At 56.3% G+C, this 16680-nt stretch carries 13 protein-coding genes; 9 read left to right on the top strand and 4 right to left on the bottom strand.

Annotated features, from left to right (window positions below; all coding sequences use genetic code 11):
- A partial coding sequence (locus B2R17_RS13530; RefSeq protein WP_286764400.1) for an efflux RND transporter permease subunit occupies nt 1-764 on the top strand: 764 nt, incomplete at its 5' end.
- 19 nt (nt 765-783) lie between these two features.
- Here B2R17_RS13530 and B2R17_RS13525 read toward each other — a convergent pair.
- Together B2R17_RS13525 and B2R17_RS13520 are read right to left on the bottom strand one after the other, a co-directional pair.
- A complete protein-coding gene (locus tag B2R17_RS13525; RefSeq protein ID WP_286764399.1) occupies nt 784-1164 on the bottom strand; it encodes a hypothetical protein in 381 nt (126 codons plus the stop codon).
- 83 nt (nt 1165-1247) lie between these two features.
- Nucleotides 1248-4373 carry a hypothetical protein gene (locus B2R17_RS13520; RefSeq protein ID WP_286764398.1) on the bottom strand — a complete coding sequence of 1042 codons (3126 nt, stop codon included), beginning with the start codon at nt 4371-4373 and terminating at the stop codon, nt 1248-1250.
- A gap of 103 nt (nt 4374-4476) precedes the next feature.
- Between B2R17_RS13520 and B2R17_RS13515 the strand changes: the two genes are divergently transcribed.
- Entirely contained in the window at nt 4477-5193 is a 717-nt protein-coding gene (locus tag B2R17_RS13515) for a hypothetical protein (protein ID WP_286764397.1), read from the top strand.
- Here B2R17_RS13515 and B2R17_RS13510 read toward each other — a convergent pair.
- On the bottom strand, nt 5103-6833 hold the full coding sequence (locus B2R17_RS13510; RefSeq protein WP_286764396.1) for a HEAT repeat domain-containing protein: 1731 nt from the start codon (nt 6831-6833) through the stop codon (nt 5103-5105). The two genes, B2R17_RS13515 and B2R17_RS13510, sit on opposite strands and share 91 nt — an antisense overlap.
- Before the next feature lie 294 nt (nt 6834-7127).
- Between B2R17_RS13510 and B2R17_RS13505 the strand changes: the two genes are divergently transcribed.
- The 3 genes from B2R17_RS13505 (at nt 7128) to rdgB (ending at nt 10527) form a co-directional block, all read left to right on the top strand.
- Entirely contained in the window at nt 7128-8639 is a 1512-nt protein-coding gene (locus B2R17_RS13505; RefSeq protein ID WP_286764395.1) for a hypothetical protein, read from the top strand.
- Between the two features lie 83 nt (nt 8640-8722).
- Nucleotides 8723-9904: a hypothetical protein gene (locus tag B2R17_RS13500; protein WP_286764394.1), complete on the top strand. Its 1182-nt coding sequence runs from the start codon at nt 8723-8725 to the stop codon at nt 9902-9904.
- Between the two features lie 5 nt (nt 9905-9909).
- On the top strand, nt 9910-10527 hold the full coding sequence (gene rdgB, locus B2R17_RS13495) for an RdgB/HAM1 family non-canonical purine NTP pyrophosphatase (protein WP_008670347.1): 618 nt from the start codon (nt 9910-9912) through the stop codon (nt 10525-10527).
- Here rdgB and queD read toward each other — a convergent pair.
- Nucleotides 10503-10916 carry a 6-carboxytetrahydropterin synthase QueD gene (gene queD / locus B2R17_RS13490; RefSeq protein ID WP_037253159.1) on the bottom strand — a complete coding sequence of 138 codons (414 nt, stop codon included), beginning with the start codon at nt 10914-10916 and terminating at the stop codon, nt 10503-10505. The two genes, rdgB and queD, sit on opposite strands and share 25 nt — an antisense overlap.
- 610 nt (nt 10917-11526) lie before the next feature.
- On the opposite strand from queD, the gene B2R17_RS13485 reads away from it, so the two are divergent.
- The 4 genes from B2R17_RS13485 (at nt 11527) to B2R17_RS13470 (ending at nt 16660) form a co-directional block, all read left to right on the top strand.
- Complete coding sequence (locus B2R17_RS13485) at nt 11527-12477, top strand: hypothetical protein (protein WP_008670349.1); 951 nt, start codon at nt 11527-11529, stop codon at nt 12475-12477.
- A gap of 16 nt (nt 12478-12493) precedes the next feature.
- On the top strand, nt 12494-14335 hold the full coding sequence (locus B2R17_RS13480; protein WP_008670350.1) for a Gfo/Idh/MocA family protein: 1842 nt from the start codon (nt 12494-12496) through the stop codon (nt 14333-14335).
- 233 nt (nt 14336-14568) lie between these two features.
- Nucleotides 14569-14844 (top strand): sialidase family protein, encoded by a 276-nt coding sequence (locus B2R17_RS13475; RefSeq protein WP_286764392.1) that lies wholly within the window; start codon nt 14569-14571, stop codon nt 14842-14844.
- A gap of 247 nt (nt 14845-15091) precedes the next feature.
- The gene (locus B2R17_RS13470) at nt 15092-16660 is read left to right on the top strand and encodes a sulfatase family protein (RefSeq protein WP_286764391.1); all 1569 of its coding nucleotides are present in this window, start codon (nt 15092-15094) and stop codon (nt 16658-16660) included.
- The last annotated feature ends 20 nt before the right edge of the window (nt 16661-16680 follow it).

The raw sequence follows: 16680 nt of genomic DNA, 5'->3' as shown, positions 1-16680 counted from the left end.
ACCAGAGCAAGTTGCCGCTCGCGTCGATCGCGAGCATCGTGCCGCAGTGGCGTCCCGCCTTGATCGATCGCCGCGACGGCAACCGAACCATCGAAGTTCGATCACAAGTCAAAGTGGGTGCCTCAGGAAACGACATCACAATGGGCGTTTTCAATTCGCCCGAAATGAAGGCCCTGCAAGCTGAACTGCCCGACGGATACAAAGTCGAAGTGGGCGGGGCACTCGAAGAATCTCAAAAGGCCCAGATCAAAATGCTGAAATCGTTCGGCATGTCTTTTGTCGCGATCATCATTTTGTTGATCGTGCAATTCAACAGTCTCTTCCGAACGTCCATCATCATCGCGACGTTGCCGCTCGCTCTCGCCGGTGCTTTGCTAGGCTTGTGGCTCACCAACAGTGCCTTCGGCTTCATGCCTCAACTGGGCGTCTTGGCTTTGTTTGGCATCGTGCTCAATGCCGCCATCTTGTTTGTCGAATTCGCGGACATGTCGGTATCTGAAAGCAATTCAAAGGAATCAAGCAGTTCCAATGCGACCGAGGAGTTTCAAAACGCGATTGTGTCGGCCGGGCAGCAGCGTCTGACCGCTATCTTTCTCACCACGGCAACCACGGTTGGAGGCTTGGTGCCACTCGCCCTCGACGGCGGACCGCTTTGGGAAGGCATGGCGTGGTTGCTGGTTTCGGGGCTCAGCTTTGCAACCCTACTTACCTTGATCGTTGTGCCGGTGCTGTATTCGTTCGGTAGACGGTGGAGCCCTTCCTGAGATTCTCACCCATCGAATCTCAGCCGTCGTCCGTGTTGATCCGGTCATCGTCCTGCACCGCAAAGAAGCCCCAGCAATATGCCGGAACAAGCCGTCCGTAAATCTTGCTGTGGACAATCATCGCGATCAACCAAATCAGAATGAAGGTACCGATCGGTGGCGTGAACGTGATGTATCGATATGCCCGAAGACTGATTGGGACCACGATGATCCCAAGCAAGCCAAGCGTCCACGCCCAAGTGCGGCGATCCCAGTGACGGATCGTGAGATAGTTGCGGCAGTGCTGGCAATATCCCAATGGGAATGCAAAACGCCAAAAGCCAACCGGCCCCGTACAAATCGGACAATTGTGTGTTTGATTGGCGGGTGCCGATTCAGGTGGTTGGTACGGGTTGATCATGGCGAAGCAAGCGAACTGAACACGGATGGTGCTCGGCAATCATAGCAAGATGAACTGATCTATCTCGCCGCGAAGCCTCAACCTCATTCGTCGCTCTTGGGAGCCGGCAATCCGAGTGAACCTGACGTCAGATACGTGGACCAGAACAGCGGCTGATTGCCCGTGATGTTCTGAGAATCCTCATCCGCTTTTCCGAGCAACGGTTCGCCAGCGACCGCCAGGTCCGCTTGCCGAAGCAACGACACACCACGGCGTGTCGCGGATGCGAGCGATGTGTGAGGCGTTTCATTGATCAGCTCGCCAATCACCGTCGCGGCCGAATGACCGCCGGTGACCCACCGGCTCAGCGTGATCTCTTTCACACCACTGCATCGAAGGGCGGCCAGAGGAAAGAAAAGTTCCGATCCATCTCCAAGCTTTGCTGCTCCCGCTGCCGTACGGTACCCGGGAAGTGCCACCGTACGCGGACCACTGGCCGGAAGCCGAACCCAACCGAACAATTGATCCCATTGACCGCTCGCATCCGACCGCGGCGTGGAGGACGTGCTGGGGATGGTTGTCGTTGCCATCGGCGACGCGACGTTTGGTGTCAGTGGCGATGCGACAACTAAGTGTGCCACCCCCAACCCGACTCGGTCAGTCGGTGGTGCCGATCCGATGGTCCATCGCAAAGGATCATCCGCCGCAGCCAGCATCTCCTCGATCATTTGATCGTTCAGTTCCTTTTGCCGAGGCGCGAAGAACGTTCCTGCCATCACCGCCACACGATTCGCTTCGCTAGCCGCACCGACTTCTCGAAGCGCTAACCCCGGCGTGGACGCGTAACTGAGTTTGATCGTGTCCGCCCAAAGTTGCCCGGGCGAAACCGGATCGAGATCAGCGTCGCCATCATCCAACGCGTCATCATTCTCATCGGCCCTCACATCGGGACCATCGCTGGCGGGCAGCAATTCAAACGGCAAATACCAAAGAGGCCCATCGGGGACGATCACCAGGTTCTCCAGCCCAGTTTCGTTCCAGCCCGAGCTGGGCGGAAACAAAATCTCTTTCAGTTTCGCAGCCGTTTCTCGCCACGACTCATCATCAGGCAATCGCTTGCCGCGACTCCGGTTGGCACCAATGTCGGCCAACAATTTCGAGATCATTGTCGGGATGCGTCGCCCGGCGGGTGAAATCCAACCGGTCGTTTCACCATCTCTTGAAAGCGTGGCGACCAAGCGATTTCCATCCACCACAAAGGTCAGCAGACCAGTCCCCGGTGGCAACGCCGCCGCATCCTCCGATGCGACTGGCGGTGGACAGATCGAAGGAATCCGCAACCGCTGAAGTGCAATCTGCGTGACAAGCGATTCTTGCATGCTCGCGACGGTGGAGTCTCGTGGCTCGGTATTGTCCGCTCCTTCACGAAGAGACGCTTGGACTCTTTGACGCAAATCAGCGACCATCGGCGGCGGTTGCACGACCATGTCTTTGGTCGAGGGCCAAAACGACTCGACGGGGTCGGTCACCAACGACCGAACGTCCATCAAACGACCTCGCAGCGGCAAAGCGGAAGCCAAACGCGCCGCGTGAATTCGGTCGGTGGACTTCAGCACATCGAGTCCATTGTTTTCCGCCACGGCCAATTCCAACCGACCACGATGCAATGGCGTCGAATCGAGACCGATCAATGCGATCGCGTCCACTGGATCTCGTCGCCATGTCGTCATCGAAACAGGTGAGGTGAAGTAGTCCAACAGACTCTTAGTCGACTGATTGCCGATCGATCGCCCCATCATCGACTGCACCAAACTCAATTGGTAATGTGACGGCATCGAGATGACCGGCCGGTTGCGGTCTCGTCGATTGTTGACGAATTCATTCAACGATCCCATCGCGTTGGAAAGCTTGCCTTCCGGGCCGCCGAGCGATTCGCCACGCGCCGCCGCAATCCGAGCCGCAACATAGGCACCGTAGGCTTCCAAACGTGGGAAATCCACATCACGTCGGGATGCGATTTCGATCGCCAGTGTCATCGATTCCGCGGCCGCATCGACTCGTCCTGCACTGATCGCAGCGTCCGCCGCAACCAGATAGCAATGCAGCGAAGCCAGCCGAGATTCGCGAATCAGTGTGCGTCCGGCCAGCAACGCGGTCTGCTCCACCTTTCCGTATTGTTGTGGTCCGGCCGCACCAACCGCCAACTGCAGAGCTTCACCGATGAATTCGTATTGCTCCAGCGCCGCCGCGGAATTGACCGCTTGTTGGCTGGTCGCGACCAAGCCCGCTGCAATGTTTGGATCCAGCTTGCCAGTTGCGTCGCCAGAAACGCCGACCGTCATTCCCGCCAACAACATCAACGGAGTGATCGGATGCACGGCTCCACCAAGCGTCGCGTATTTGCCAACGCGATCGACAACCGTTGAATCTTCTGCAACGGCGAGCTGCCCAACACCTCGCATTGCACCGATCAGCGACCGGCCGCCGGGCGAGTTCAATCCACTTGGGTATTTGGTCGACTCCATCAGCTCCGCGGCCAACGGTTCTTGCGCGGACAATTCGCCCATCACAACTCGGCGTCGATACATCATCAACGCAATCGATCGCATGATCTCAATCGCATCGACGCGTTTTAGATTCTGATTCTCAATGCGGCCGCCTTGTTGCAACCGTTGTTCGGTCAGGACTTCGCCGCTATGGAGCATGAGTCCTCTAGGAACCGGCGCCAGTCGCACCGAGTTGGCTTCCGGCCACAGGTTGGTCGCTCCGGCTCTGATCGCGGCGCCTTGATTCAGACCGTTCCAATCAATCGCACCCAACCAGCCACGATTGCGAATCGTGATCTGCATTCCAGCGTCCAAGTGCGTGCGGCAAAGTGGCAAATGACCAAGATGCCAATAGCACTCGGCCAACATCGCATGCACCGGAATCGCATCGATCCACTTGCCGTTGATGTCCGTTCGCGAACTGCGAAGCGCCGACTCAAACGCATTGATGGCGTTCTTCATGTCCCCATCGCGATAGATGTCCAGCGCCGTGTAATAGGTTTGGGGCGGATACTGGTTGCCAGTGTTTCCTCCGCCGACGACTTGAGCCTCAGCGTAACTCGCTGCACCAAAGGTCAACAACGCAGCGATCGCAATCGAGAAAAGCGTCCAAGTTCTTTGTGGTTTGGGTGATGGGTGCACGGTCATGCCAGCAAAGCGATAGGAAGGGAACAAGGGTTCCATTCTATCCGCGAGCTCGGATCAGGACGAATGAAACGTTTGCCGCGACGCCAGAGAATTGGCGAGCACTTCCGTGTAAAGCAGCCGAACCGGTTATGCTGGTTGCATGAATCCCGACGCTGACAATGCCGCCCAGCCCGAACTTGCTGACCAACCCAACCCCTATGCGACGGGCCCTCTGAAAGAGGGAGGGGAGGACGATCAAGAGCTGTTGCTGGACATTCCGCTTGAGGAAAAGCCTTTTCCGACGCTGCCTCTCACCGTTCTGCGGTGGACATTGGTCTGCAGCATCGCAGCGGTCCCCAGCTTCGTCATCGGGCTAAACATCACCGAAGGACAGTTCCTGGGGATGGTCACCGGGATTGCGATCTTCGTCGCCGGCTACGTTTGGGCCGATCTGGTCACACGAAATCGGCCGTGGCGACGGTACCGGAACATCAGAATCACCTTGCGGACCGTCTACGTACTCCGCCTGATTGTTTCGATCATTCTTCCCGCCGGCATGATCGTCGACATGTTCACCGGAATGATCGCGGTCGTGACCGTCACCTCTGTCGCACAACTCGATAACGGCGCGGGTTTGGGATTCATCTCAACCGTCTTTACCACGCTCATCCAAGGCGTTCTGCTCAACATTCTGTTGATGGTGCTGGCACTGTGCGTCTACCCCACCGTGAGACTGACGGGGCGAACACGCCAAAGCAGACAACTTCGGAAACAAAGCGGTGACGATCAGACTCCGTCGGATTCTTCTTCAGAGTCGCTGACGAATCCATTGCTTTCCTCGTCCGAGTCGCCTTCCTCAGACCCTTCGTTGCGATAGTAGGTTCGCAAGTTCTTTGGCAGCGGATCGAAGGCCAACTGATCGGGCAGGATGCCTTGCGTTTTGGCCATTCGCAACATCGAAACCGCATCGCCATAGCCTCCGCCGACTTCCGTCAAACCTTCCAACACACCAGCCAGCGTGTTGTCGACTTCTGCAAAGGCATCGTCTTTGCCCGCTTGGAAACGGCTGATCCGAAGCTGCCCCGTTTCAGGAACCGAACGAATCATGATCCCAGATGGGCCTAAGAAGAACGTTTCGATCTGCAGCGGTTGCACATCGCCAAATAAAACGATTTCTGGCTTTCGACGCAGCGAAACCACAACGGCGGGTTTCGCGTTCGATGAGACTTGATAGAGCCGGTAGGTTCCACGAAGGTTTTGTCCCGCGAGTTTTTGTCGGCCATCTTCACGATTTCGCAGTGCGCTGAATCCGCCATAACGAGTCTCCAAGCTGGGCGAATCCATCAAACGCTGCAGTCCTTCGACAACGTTGTGATGCTGCATGTCTTCGAGTGCTTTGAGCGCCGGAGCACGGAACGCTGGTTCAGAACGAATTGCCGTGATCAAAGGATCCACCGCTTCTTCGCGATCCAAGTACGCCAAGGCCTCCGCGGCATAGAATCGCAATTCGGGGTTGGATGACTGAACCGCTTCCAGCAACGTTGGAATGGCTGGTTCGCCGAGCCCCTCCAATTGCAATGCCGCGTCGGCTGCCTTCGCAGGTTGCTTCATGCGCTCGCCAAGTTCAGTGAGGCGAACCTGGGTGTTGGAAGATTCGGGTGCCACTCCGATCGCTCGAACAACCGCCATCAGACGGGCGACGCTGTTGCGATACCGTGGATGGACATCCAATTGAATGAAGTCGTCTTCGATCGGCTCGGCGATGCCGCGACGAGTTGATCCGTCGAAGAAGTAAAAGCGATGGTTGATGGCTTGCGCGATCGCCGCTGACATTTTGACATGCTGAAAATCAGGCCGCAAAACCAATCCCAACTTACGATCGTTCTGCACAACTCCGCCGGACAAAACCGCACCTTGGACCCGCAACGCGCCGTCGGCTTCACCTTCGTGATCGCCTCGCGTGAGCACGGGTCCGGTACCAACCGCCAGCACATCACTGCTGCGGACGGCACTGTCGAGAACCTTTTGGTGACGCAGTCGCGTGTCAAGCAGCCAACCGCCGTGCAGGTCGGTCGCTTCGGTTTTGGTGGGAGTCAAAATTTCCAAATCGATCGTGTCGCCACGACGTGAACCTGGTGGGATCGTGCCGAGCACTTGAACAAGCGCCGTGGTGTTAAGCTCCAAGAAGTCGTTTGGATTTGGAATCTCTTTGCGTTTCATTTCCTCCAACAACATGTCGCGAAAACCCGAAGGCAACGCCGGGCCGCCGGTATCGGGCAACCCGTTGACGATTGCAACGCCGTTGACACGGACGCTTTGCATACCGTGAGGAATGGCCGCTTCACGAACCAAATCTGGCGGATCAGGAACCTTCAGCAATTTGGCCAGCTTTGGATTGTTCGACGGGTCGTCCTGATCCCGTTTCCAAAACGAAGTGCATCCGCCAGCAGCGGTCAGCGACAGCGTGATCCACACCAAACCGAATCGGCAGCGTTGGAGAGCGGTAGTTGCGTTCATGAGCGTACGAATGCGTTCGACGTAAGTTGGTTGGCCACGATCACTTCAGGAAGTAGCCAATCAAGAGAACCCGACACAAGAGCAGACCGACACTGGAGTTCAACGTTTCAACGTTCAACGCGATCGAACCGTTCCGCATCTTGGGAATCGCACAATGAGTTGGACTGCGACGGTGGACGCACTGTTAAACTGACATGGGGACGACGGTCCCTTTCCCGCTGTGCGGATTGCTTGCAATTTGGTTCCCGCACGTTGAATTCCCGGTCGCATCCATCCTTCCAGCGATTTGATTCGATGATTCGTTGTTGTTTTCCCTCCGATCGCCGCCACTTCGCAAAGCTGCGTCGGTTGATCGCCGGTTGCGTTCTGCTGTTCGCGTTGCCTGCCACTTGCCCGGGTGTTTTCGCCACCGAGCTCGGGAAAACTTCGGCGGATTCTGGCGGCAACGTTTCCCAGTCAGAAGCTCGGGCGATCGAGCTCGGCTGGGAAGTGCTGACTCAAAAGGCTTTGTTGCCCAGCGACTTTTCTCAGGATGTGATCGATGACATCTGGCGAAGCTGGCCCGAAGAAGCTCGTGCAAAGGTTGAGAATGCATCACCGGAAGACCGGCTGCGAGCGATCTATCATCGCTACGGATTTTCCCAACGCCCCGAATTGATTGTGCGAAACGACGGCGTCGCAACGTTTGAGTCTCACGAAGAAACAGGTTCATTCGGCCCCCCGATGCAGTACGTCGCCGATGAAGACGGCAACTGGACGATGAACTGCCTTTCCTGCCACGGTGGCTCCGTCTACGGAGTACCGACACCGGGAGCCCCGAACAACCGTTACGCCCTTCAAACGCTCACCGAAGAAGTCCGCAGCACCAAGTTTCGACTGGGCAAATCGCTGGGACGAATGGAGTTGGGTTCGCTGGTCATTCCCCTGGGTACGACGAACGGAACCACCAACGCCGTGGTCTTTGGCATGGGGCTGATGCAGTATCGTGATTCGCAACTGAACGTCGTTCCCAATACGCCTCAGACCTTCGTTCATCACGACATGGACGCCCCACCGTGGTGGCACTTCTACAAACGACCTTACCTTTACATCGATGGGTTCGCGCAAAAGGGCCATCGCGGGTTGATGCAGTTCACGCTGGTCCCTGAAAACGGCCCCGATTTCTATCGCGACCACGAAGACGACTTCCGAAACGTTTTCGCGTTTTTGTCCTCGTTGCGAGCCCCGAAGTACGACGGCCCGATCGATGAAGACCTTGCCGAAACCGGGCGTCATTTGTTCGAACAAACCTGCTCACGCTGCCACGGAACCTACGGGGCAGACGGCGGAAGCTACCCTAATCAAATGGTAGCGATCGATGAAATCGGTACCGATCCCGTCCGCTTCGAAGCTCTTTCCAGCGAAGGTCGTCAGAAGTACGCCGATTCTTGGTTCGCTGAACTTGAACAGGGAAAATCGCAAGAAACGCTGGTCAATCCCGAGGGCTACGTCGCGCCGCCCCTGGATGGCGTTTGGGCCAGCCCACCGTATTTTCACAACGGCAGCGTACCGACTCTGTGGCACGTGCTGCATCCCGAGGAACGTCCCACCGTTTGGCGACGATCCGAAGAAGCGATCGATCGCGACCGCGTCGGCTTTCAGATTGAACTGGCTGAGAAAGTCCCATTATTCCAGCCCGATGTTCAAATTCGACGCAGCTACTTTGACACCCGTCGGTTTGGAAAAAGTGCCGCTGGCCACGATTATCCCAACGAACTAAACGAAGCGGAGAAGCGAGCGGTTTTGGAATATCTCAAAACGCTTTGACACTCTTGCTGCGAATCCAATGAATCTGCTAATGACGAGTCAAACAACTCGCTCGTATCGTTTCGATTCAGGATTTGGTTCCGATGAACAGTTCGCTTCGCCTCGGATTGATCGCAATCCTCGCCGTGGCCGCCTCCGGCCTCGTTTCACCTTCGCCCGCAGTCGCACAGAACTCGCCGTTCTTGCGGATGTTTAAACGCGGGAACAAAGTCGAAGTCGATACGACCAAGACTTACGAACTGACTCAAGAGGACGGGCCCTGGTTGATTCTGGCCCACACTTTTGTCGGTGCGGGATCGAAAGAACGAGCCGAACGATTGGCACTTGAGATTCGCCAAGAACTCAACCTGCCCTCGTATGTCTACGAAGAGAACTTCGACTTCTCAGGCGAAGTCGAGACCCCAACCACAACCATTCAAGTCGCTGGTGGAACCACTCGTTCCAACCATCGCCGAATGCGATACGCGAACAGCATTCAGTATGACGCTCACGCGGTTTTGGTCGGTGAGTACGATCACGCGGAACACCCGCAAATCGCGGAAGACTTGAAACGCATCAAGTCTGCGAAGTTGCCTGTCTTTGGTGACAAGAAAGAAATGGAAGCCGAAACGGACTTCCGAAATCCAGTCACTGCGGTCAAAGCATTGCACCGTCAATTCGTTAGCCGCAGCGGCGACAAAGATCGTGGCGAAATGGGCAGTGCGTTCCTGACCCGCAACCCAATGCTTCCCGAGGACTTCTCGCACGCACCCGAAGTCGATTCCTTTGTTCGCAAATTGAACGAAGACAAACAATTCAATTTGTTGGAATGCGATGGCAAATTCACCGTTGTCGTTCGCACCTTCGAAGGCTACAAGACCATCGTCGATGGCAAGAAGGAAAAGAACTTCCAACCCAACATCAATCGCTTGGACCGCATGGCGATGGATGCCAATAAAATGGTGGTCGCCCTACGCAAAGAAGGCCAGGAAGCCTACCAGTATCACGACCGCACTCGATCGATCGTGACAATCGGCAGCTTCGAAACGTTGGGTTACGAATTGCCCGATGGCGGATTTGAATACGCCCCAGAAATCAAAGCGATCATGTCAAACTATCGAGCATTCAATGTCGACCCGAGCATCGCGAATCAGGTCAAGACCAAGACCAGCGATGGATTGGCGGCCAAGCACATCGAAAACATTCCCTTCGATGTTCAGCCAACACCGATTCGTATTCCAAAGGCTAGCAAACGCAGCTTCTACAGTGCAGCAGTTGGACGCTGAATCGAATGTTTGATCTCGTTCTCGGAACCGGCAACGCAAAGAAGCTCGTTGAGCTTCGGATGATGTTGCCAGAAGAAACCATCGCCCTGACCGCGTTGTCAGAAATTGAAAACGCGATCGAAGTCGTAGAAGACGGCGAAACGTTTTCCGCGAACGCTGCGAAGAAAGCGACCGAACAAGCCAAGCATCTTGGACGCTGGGTGTTGGCCGAAGACAGCGGATTATCCGTCGATGCGTTGAAGGGTGCACCGGGCGTTTACTCCGCTCGGTACGCCGGAACACATGGCGACGACGAAGCCAACAACGAAAAACTTCTCAGCGAATTGGCTGACGTGCCAATGGATCGCCGCGGGGCTCAGTTCAATTGCCATCTGTGCCTGTCTGATCCCGATGGAAACGTCCGGCTCGCCGAGTCAGGCATTTGCCGAGGCCGAATCGCGATGGAACGAAGCGGCGGCGCGGGATTTGGATACGACCCGCTGTTTGTGATCCCCGAATATCACAAAACGTTCGGGGAGCTGAACCTGACCGTGAAGCGTGCTCTTAGTCATCGATCGCGAGCACTGCGTCTTTTCATCCCGCAGTTGCTGCGATTGGTTCAGTCCAACTCGACTTCCGCGTAAGTCTCTTCGCTTTCCCAAAGGCGAACCTTGTACGCGGTCGCCCCGGAATCACCCAAAATGGAAGGGCAGATCTGCTCCAAGAAGTGCTTGGCCATGTTCTCTGCGGTGGGATTGCTGTCCAGTTCGTAGATCCGGTGAGGCTCTGAGCTGCGAATCGCGTCCAATCCGTTCTGGTCCTTTTCCCACAGCACAAACGTGTGGTCCCAATTCTCGTCGATCCAGTTCTTGCAGCGTGTCTTGAGTTGTTTGAAATCAAGGATCCGCCCGACGGCATCCTGCTCCGCACCGGTCACGTAGACCTCCAGCACGTAATTGTGCCCGTGCAGGTTTTGGCACTTCCCCTCGTGGCCGACCAATCGGTGCCCAGCGCAGAACGTGAAGCGACGCATGATTCGAATGGACAAGGGAAAATTTCCTGAATTGAGAAGTTGTCAAATATACGGATCGCGGGGCAAGCGGCGGCGGCCGACCGCTGGGACGCCTCGGCACGAATCGCCTCAGCAAACCGCGCGAGTAGACTGGTTGCTGGCGGGAAAAACGCATTTTCGCCGTCAAACATCCCACCGGCTGATCCGTCGTGGAACCAAGGCACTCCGGCAGCCCCAGCACCCGATATTTTCTGCGTTGGTCAATCTCTCTCTCGCGAAACGCCTCGCTTGCAAAGCCGATCACGCCTCGGAGTGCCGTCAGATTATTGGTGCCGTCGGACTTGTGCTTCCCCGCCGTCGGCAAAGGGTTTCTGATCCAAACGACTTTGTCGACCCCCACAATCAGATCGAGGAGAGGAATGCGATTCCAACCAACGACCGATTCGGGCGATTCTGTATACACTCGGTTGGCGAATGGTCACTTGGCTGCCATAATGAGCGTTCCCCCTTCACTGGACGTCCCTTGGCGTGAGCTGAACCAACCTTGAGCGTGTCAATCTTGTCACGCGTCGGTGGTCGCGTTGTCGCCATGGAGTTCCATCCTTCCTGCCCATGACGGAGCCCATTCTCGGTGGCCAAGTATTTGCTTTCCCCTTTGCGTTTGGCTGTCGGATGGGGAATCTCACCCCGGCTGCTCGGAACGATCGCGGTGGTCATGCTGACCCTCCTTCGTCTCACTATCGGCTGGCACTTCATCAGCGAAGGTATCGACAAATACCAGGCTGGAAACTGGTCCGCCAAGCCATTCTTCGCCAACGCTCGCGGCCCGTTTGCTGGTCATTTCCGCCAAATGGTGTGGGATTACGACGGCACAATGCGTCTGGACGTCGACCAAACCGAACTTAACTGGGCTTACTACCGCGATCAAATTTCCGATCACTACGGATTTGACGAGAAGCAGAAGATCGAAGCTCACAACAACTACAGCCTCGCGGCCAAGCAATTGGCCATGGTGCTCGAACTCAACGCGAACGAAATTCAGGAATTCCAGCTTGGCCTCGGCCGGATTGAGGAATTGGATGGTGATGCGGTCGCTTCGGGAGTCAGCTCACTGAGCGGACAACGAGAAAGCGTCCGAAAAGAGCTGTCACAGAAGATCGCCCCCGTGTTCGACCAAATCGATGCGATCTGGGAAAATTACGAAACCGCTCAAAACAAAGTCGCGACAGCGGAACAACAGGCCCGTCATCTTGCGTATCCACTGGTGCGGCCGCGTTTGAAAATGATGGACACCAGCGTGATTGATTCGATCGTGCCGTACTTCGACATGCTGGTGGGTTGGTGCCTGTTGCTTGGACTGTTCACACCCGTTGCCGCGTTAGCAGCAGCCGGTTTTCTCGGTTCTGTATTCTTGAGTCAGTACCCACCTTTGACTGGGCCGACATCCAGCAATTATCAGCTGATCGAGTGCATGGCTTGCCTCGTGCTTGCCGCCACGGGTGCTGGTCGTTTCGCCGGCCTCGATTTCTTTTTGCATCTCATTATTCGAAAATTCAACGGCGGCGACGCCGCAACTGCGTGACCGGGAGTCCTAGCAAATGGTAGATAAACTCAACGCCGATCAAAAAGAAGTCGGCTCACACAATTACTATTCCGCCGTTGGCAGTTACTACGACGTCAATCGTCGTGACTTCCTTCGCGGTATCGTCGCCACCGGAGCCGTCAGCGGCGCCGGCCTGGGTGCGGCGTACTTCGGCTACAGCAAAGTCACCGACCCGGTCCGCGTTGCGGTCATCGGAACCGGCGACGAAGGAAACGTGCTGATCGGTGGCTGCAACCCCGAGTACGTGGACGTCAAAGCGATCTGCGACATTCGTCCCTTTAGCCAATTCCGTGCTTTCCACGGTGACTGGTCCTCCTCGTCGGCTCTGAAACGTCGGCCGGGTTTGATCAGCGTTGCTGGCTACAAAGACGAAGCGGAAGCTCGCAAGAACGTCAAAGTTTATGACGGATCCAACGGCGGCATCATGGCCTGCCTAGACGATCCCGATATCGAAGCGGTGATCATTGCGTTGCCACTTTGGTTGCACGCTCCCGTCGCCGCACAAGCGATGGAACGTGGCCTGCACGTGCTGACCGAAAAACTGATGGCCCACAACGTGGCTCAGTGCAAAGTCATGTCGCGGATGGCCGGCAGCATGGAAGACAAAAACGGCAACCCGCTTCACTTGGCGACCGGTCACCAACGTCACTACAACGTGAAGTACCAGGACGCGATCAACCTAATCCGCTGGGGTTTGCTGGGCCAACTGCACCACATTCGTGCTCAATGGCACCGCAGCAACGTGCCGGGTGCTGACAGCTGGTCGATGCCGATCCCCGGTGGCGAGATGGTCAACGGAAAGAATTTCGATCGGATCGCAAAGGACATCGAATACCGCAAAAAGAAGCTGGACGAGACCACAGATCCAGACGAAATGCTTCGTCTGAGTATGGAGATTGATCAGTGGACTGCCTGGGACGCTGACAAGAATGTCGATCCAAAGGAGTTTGGCTACGAGAACTTCTCGGTCGGCGACAAAACGTTTAGCGCGATGGAAGAACTTCACCGTTGGCGATTGTTCGATCGCACCGGTGCCGGCCTGATGGCTGAGCTTGGCAGTCACCAACTGGATGCAGTCAGCATCTTCCTCAGCTCGTTGCGTGACGACAAGAAAAAGGTTCACCCACTGAGCGTTCATGCCGTTGGCGGGCGTCACATCATGCCACTGGATCGTGAAGTCGGTGACCACGTCTACTGCATGTTCGAATTCCCTGGACCAGAATACAGCAGCACATTCGACGTCGGTTACTACGACCGTGTCGAGCGTTATCCCAACCCGGAAAGCCCCGGAAACGGACCTGTTGCTGGCTACGAAACCGATCCGAACAAGAAGGTCGTTGTGACCTACTCGTCGATCAACGGCAATGGTTTTGGTGGCTGGGGCGAAGTCGTGATGGGCACCAAGGGAACGCTAATTCTGGACAAGGAAACCGACGTCTACCTGTACCGCAACAGCGACACCAGCAGCAAAGCTGGCGTTGTGAAGAAGGACGCCGGCTTCGCCTTGGACACATCCGCCAGTGGCGATTACGCCGCTCCGGTTGCCCAAGCCGCTTCGTCTGGCCCAGTCAGCCGCGGCTATCGTGAAGAGATCGAGCACTGGGCCTACTGCATCCGCAACCCAGACGGTGAAAACAAACCTCGCTGCTACCCCGAGGTCGCCATGGGCGACGCGGTCATCGCGCTAGGAACCAACGTGGCCTTGAAGCGATCGGCCAAGGGCGAAAGCGGATACCTGCAGTTCAAAGAAGAATGGTTCGACATCGACAACGATGCGACTCCAGACGACAGCGACATCGCAGCGGAAACGAAGTTCATGAAGAAACCTGTGGCATAGTTCGCAGGACTCTCGAAATAACAAACGACACGGCGGCCATTTGGCCGCCGTGTTTTTTTATGTCCCCCGCCCTAGCGTGCTGTTGATTCAAAGAGCCGTACCGCGATAGCAGCGGCTAGTCAAACGCCAACCGGAGCGAACGCCCATCGGCTAATTGTCGTCATTCGGTATACGGCTAAATCAACAGGCTGCTCGATCAACCACTCCCCCACCGATACCCCGCCTCATCACGCTTGCGGTCTGCTCCACTCGCTCTGCGTGCTGCTGGTGAAGCACGGCCCCATCAACAAGAGAACGGAGCCTTGAGGCTCGATGAGCGAACGGGCGTCTCCTACCCCGACGGTCAACAAAACGCGGACGGCGTCATTCATATCATCTACGACTGCAATCGCACCAAAGACCGGCGCATTCTCTTCGCCAGCTTTCGGGAAGAGGACGCCGCGAAAGGAAAGCCAATCACAGAGGCGGTGAAATTACGTCAAATGGTCAGCCATGCGTCCAACGAATGATTCAGCGAGCCCGCCCTCGCGGCGATGAAAATCACTCGTGGCGGAACCCGCCTGATTTCAAAAACGATTTGCGACACGGCGGCCTTTGGCCGCCGTTTTTTTATGTGCCCCGACCAGCCACTGCTTCGGCGATGCACCGGTGCTCGCTAGGATTGAACAAGGAACATTGAACAAGGAACGCAGCCAACCGGCAAAAGCTCTGCCGGTCCATCCAACCACCACGACAAGCCACTCGAGATTTTGAAACATGCTCTCAACAAATCGCCAGAGCTTTCCCGCCATCATGCGAGCCCGCATCACCGTCCTCTTTGCGATGGTGGTTGGCCTGAATTCCTTGCTCGCCGACTGGGCCATCGCCGCGGACAAACTGCCCAACATCCTGATCATCTACGCCGATGACCTCGGCTACGGCGACCTGTCGGCCTACAACGAAAACTGCGCCTACGAAACACCTCATCTGGATCAACTGGCGGCCGAAGGCATCCGTTTCACTGATGCTCACAGCCCTTCGACCATTTGCTCCCCGTCACGCTACGGATTGATGAGCGGCCAGTGCGTCTTCCGCACGGGACGCCGAACGACTGCGTTCGAAGGAGCCAGCGGCCCCAGCTACCTCCGACCAGATGACTTGACGATCGCCGAAATGCTTCAGCAGGCCGGCTACAAAACGGCCATCTTTGGCAAATGGCACCTCGGTTTGACTTGGTATGGCAGCGACGGCAAACAACTGCGAGGTGGATTCAAGGACGTCACCAAAATCGACTACGAACTCAGCACGCCGTTGATCGACGGCCCCAACAATCAAGGCTTTGATGAATCGTTTGTGACCCCCAACTGCCCCACCACAGATCCTTTGTATCTGTACATCGAAAACGGAATGGTTCCTGTGCCAGCGAACCAACGTCACAAACGCGACACGCTTCCCAATCCAGGCGGCAAGTGGCGATGGGACAACGACGAAGGCTGGAAAGCCCCCGGCTACAAATTTGTCGACGCCGACATTCTGTTTTTTGACAAGACCCGCGAATTTCTTGACCGCCACGTCGAGGAGGCTGCGGACCAACCCTTCTTCGCAGTGGTCTCCACCCAGATCGCTCACGCCCCCGTGCTCCCCGCCGACCAATACTCGGGATCAACTCAGGCCGGCGCTCGCGGTGACTTTGTTTGCGAACTCGATTCACTCACCGGTGATTTGCTCAATCACCTGAAAGAACTGGGAGTGGATGAAAACACGCTCGTCATCTTCAATTCCGACAACGGCCCCGAAACCATGCACACGGTTTGGATGCGTGAAGATCACCAGCATGACGCTGCCGGAGGATGGCGTGGGATGAAACGCGACGCATGGGAAGGCGGTCACCGCGTCCCCATGATGATGAAGTGGCCGGGCCACATTTCGCCCGGTCGCTTGTCGGACCAACTGATCAACACGACCGACATCTTCAAAACGCTCGCGGCCGTCGCAAACGTGGACTTGCCCGAAGACGTTGCCCTGGACAGTTTCAACATGCTTCCGGAACTGCTGGGACAAATCCCCGAGGGCGAGTCCGTTCGTCCTCACATGATCACGCAAAGTTTTCGCGGCGAATTCCAACTTCGGGTTGGCGACTGGAAGTACCTCGACCACGCAGGCTCAGGCGGCAACAACTACAACGACCCAACGCTTCGGCCCTATGCCAAAAAGGAACCCGAGCCAAACTTCCCCGGCCAGCTTTACAACTTGAAGCAAGACCCGATGGAAACAAACAACCTCTACGAACAAGAAGCTGAAAAACGAAAAGAGATGCAAGCCTTGCTCAAATCCATCGTCGAGTGAAACCGAACAGAGTGAGCTCC

It is taken from the genome of Rhodopirellula sp. UBA1907 (genome assembly GCF_002337565.1).
Classification (GTDB): domain Bacteria; phylum Planctomycetota; class Planctomycetia; order Pirellulales; family Pirellulaceae; genus Rhodopirellula; species Rhodopirellula europaea.
Note: the sequence above shows the minus strand (reverse complement) of the source record. Positions and strands in the feature narration are given on the sequence as shown.

Excerpts from the sequence above, each read along its gene's own strand:
- B2R17_RS13515 (WP_286764397.1), top strand. The coding sequence starts at position 4,477 with ATGAATCCCGACGCTGACAATGCCGCCCAGCCCGAACTTGCTGACCAA.
- B2R17_RS13520 (WP_286764398.1), bottom strand. The coding sequence starts at position 4,373 with ATGGAACCCTTGTTCCCTTCCTATCGCTTTGCTGGCATGACCGTGCAC.
- B2R17_RS13480 (WP_008670350.1), top strand. The coding sequence starts at position 12,494 with ATGGTAGATAAACTCAACGCCGATCAAAAAGAAGTCGGCTCACACAAT.
- B2R17_RS13505 (WP_286764395.1), top strand. The coding sequence starts at position 7,128 with ATGATTCGTTGTTGTTTTCCCTCCGATCGCCGCCACTTCGCAAAGCTG.
- rdgB (WP_008670347.1), top strand. The coding sequence starts at position 9,910 with ATGTTTGATCTCGTTCTCGGAACCGGCAACGCAAAGAAGCTCGTTGAG.
- B2R17_RS13500 (WP_286764394.1), top strand. The coding sequence starts at position 8,723 with ATGAACAGTTCGCTTCGCCTCGGATTGATCGCAATCCTCGCCGTGGCC.
- B2R17_RS13510 (WP_286764396.1), bottom strand. The coding sequence starts at position 6,833 with ATGAACGCAACTACCGCTCTCCAACGCTGCCGATTCGGTTTGGTGTGG.
- B2R17_RS13525 (WP_286764399.1), bottom strand. The coding sequence starts at position 1,164 with ATGATCAACCCGTACCAACCACCTGAATCGGCACCCGCCAATCAAACA.
- queD (WP_037253159.1), bottom strand. The coding sequence starts at position 10,916 with ATGCGTCGCTTCACGTTCTGCGCTGGGCACCGATTGGTCGGCCACGAG.
- B2R17_RS13470 (WP_286764391.1), top strand. The coding sequence starts at position 15,092 with ATGCTCTCAACAAATCGCCAGAGCTTTCCCGCCATCATGCGAGCCCGC.